We start from the raw sequence: 1,705 nt of genomic DNA, 5'->3' as shown, positions 1-1,705 counted from the left end.
CTGTAGGAGCCGCCCCGCCGCCAAGGCGCCGCGCTGTCGCGCAGCAAACAGATGATGCATGGCTCATGTTCTGCGGCGCGCTTCAAATGCGAAAAAGCACATGGCGGCTGTCCCGTAGGGGCAGCCGCCATGTGCTTTGCTAGGATTTAAGTGCGCGGGACAGAGGCCGTCGCTAGCAATGGTGTGACAGCACCCGTGTAGGAGAGTGGCCCGCACGGTATCGGCGTGGAGTCGTTGTAGGCACGGCTAGCCGTGACCACGTATGAGAGAGTGAACCCTTTCGCCACCGTGTGCCCCGCGCGCCCTTAATCCTGCGAGGAAAAGCGATGGCGCGCAAGCGATCACAGCAACGGTTTGAACTCATCCACCCTCATTGTGCCGGCATTGACATTGGCAGTCGTGAGCATTGGGTCGCGGTTGACCGTAAACATGAGCAACCTGTTCGTAGTTTCCGTACGTTCACCGACGATCTGGTCAATCTTGCCGATTGGCTGGCCACCCTCAAGATCGAGGTCGTGGCGATGGAAGCTACCGGGGTGTACTGGATCCCCCTGTTCGAGCTTCTCGATTCGAGGGGCTTCAAGGTCTACCTCGTCAATTCGCGGTCCACACGGCAGATTTCCGGTCGTAAATCAGATGTTCTCGATTGCCAGTGGATTTGGCAGTTGATGAGTCACGGTTTGCTGCGCGGTGCTTTTCGTCCGGCTGATGCCATATGTTCTGTTCGTGCCCTGGTTCGACAAAGAGCCACTAAAGTGCGCGATCAGGCTCAGGCCCTGAACCGCCTTCAAAAAGCGCTCAGCCAGATGAACATCCAATTGGCCAACGTCATCAGTGATATTTCTGGCGTGACAGGGATGAGAATCCTGCGTGCGATCATCAAGGGCGAACGTGATCCACAGACGTTGGCGCAACTCATGGATCGCCGAATCAAGGCGGACAAGGAAACAATCGCCCGCAGTCTGCACGGGAACTGGCGCCTGGAACACCTGCATGCCCTGGAGCAGGAAATAGAGTGCTATGACTTCCTTGAGCAGCAGATCCAGGCATGCGACAAAGCCATCAGCCAGGCCCTGATGCAGTTACCCGAACGCGAGCAAGCGCCACAACCGTCTCGTAAAGTACTGCGCAGTCCACATCGCTCGGCAACAGAGCAGGCTGCGTTGCACCAAGCCGTCTGGCGAGTGATGGGCGTCGATCTGACCGCCATACCGACGGTTGGAGTCGATACCGCTCTGGTCATTGCCAGCGAAATTGGCCCTGATCTATCCCGCTTCCCTACAGGACAGCACTTCTGTTCCTGGCTAGGTCTGGCGCCGCCCACACGGATTTCCGGCGGTCGGCAGTTAGCTGGAAGCAGCCCAAAGGTGCTCAATCGAGCCGCGCAAGCGCTCAAGCAAGCGGCTTCGAATGCCCGAAACGATAAAAGCTTCATCGGTGCCAGCCACCGAGCCCGCCTTACCCGTATGGATGCCAGCTGCGCAATCAAGGCGACAGCACATCAGCTCGCACGATTGATTTATGCGATGTTGACCAAAGGCCAGCCGTACGTTGAGCAAGGAATTGAGGCATTCGAAGAGCGAAGCAAAGACAGGCAGCTTCGAGCCTTGCTGCGCAAGGCCCGGAAGCTGGGAATGGATCTGGTAAAAGCGGCGTAAAAAAAGCTTTGAAAAACAGGTGATTATATTTTGTTTGATGAGAGCTG

At 57.0% G+C, this 1,705-nt stretch carries 1 protein-coding gene; it reads left to right on the top strand.

Annotated elements, in window-relative coordinates; genetic code table 11:
• Positions 1–326 precede the first annotated feature (326 nt).
• The gene (locus tag NPS56_RS30890) at positions 327–1,658 is read left to right on the top strand and encodes an IS110 family transposase (RefSeq protein ID WP_274078159.1); all 1,332 of its coding nucleotides are present in this window, start codon (positions 327–329) and stop codon (positions 1,656–1,658) included.
• Positions 1,659–1,705: the final 47 nt, after the last annotated feature.

The sequence above is a fragment of the Pseudomonas putida genome (assembly GCF_028682635.1).
GTDB classification, from domain to species: Bacteria; Pseudomonadota; Gammaproteobacteria; order Pseudomonadales; family Pseudomonadaceae; genus Aquipseudomonas; species Aquipseudomonas putida_AE.
The sequence above is the reverse complement of the archived record's forward strand: the minus strand, read 5'-3'. Positions and strand labels throughout refer to the sequence as shown.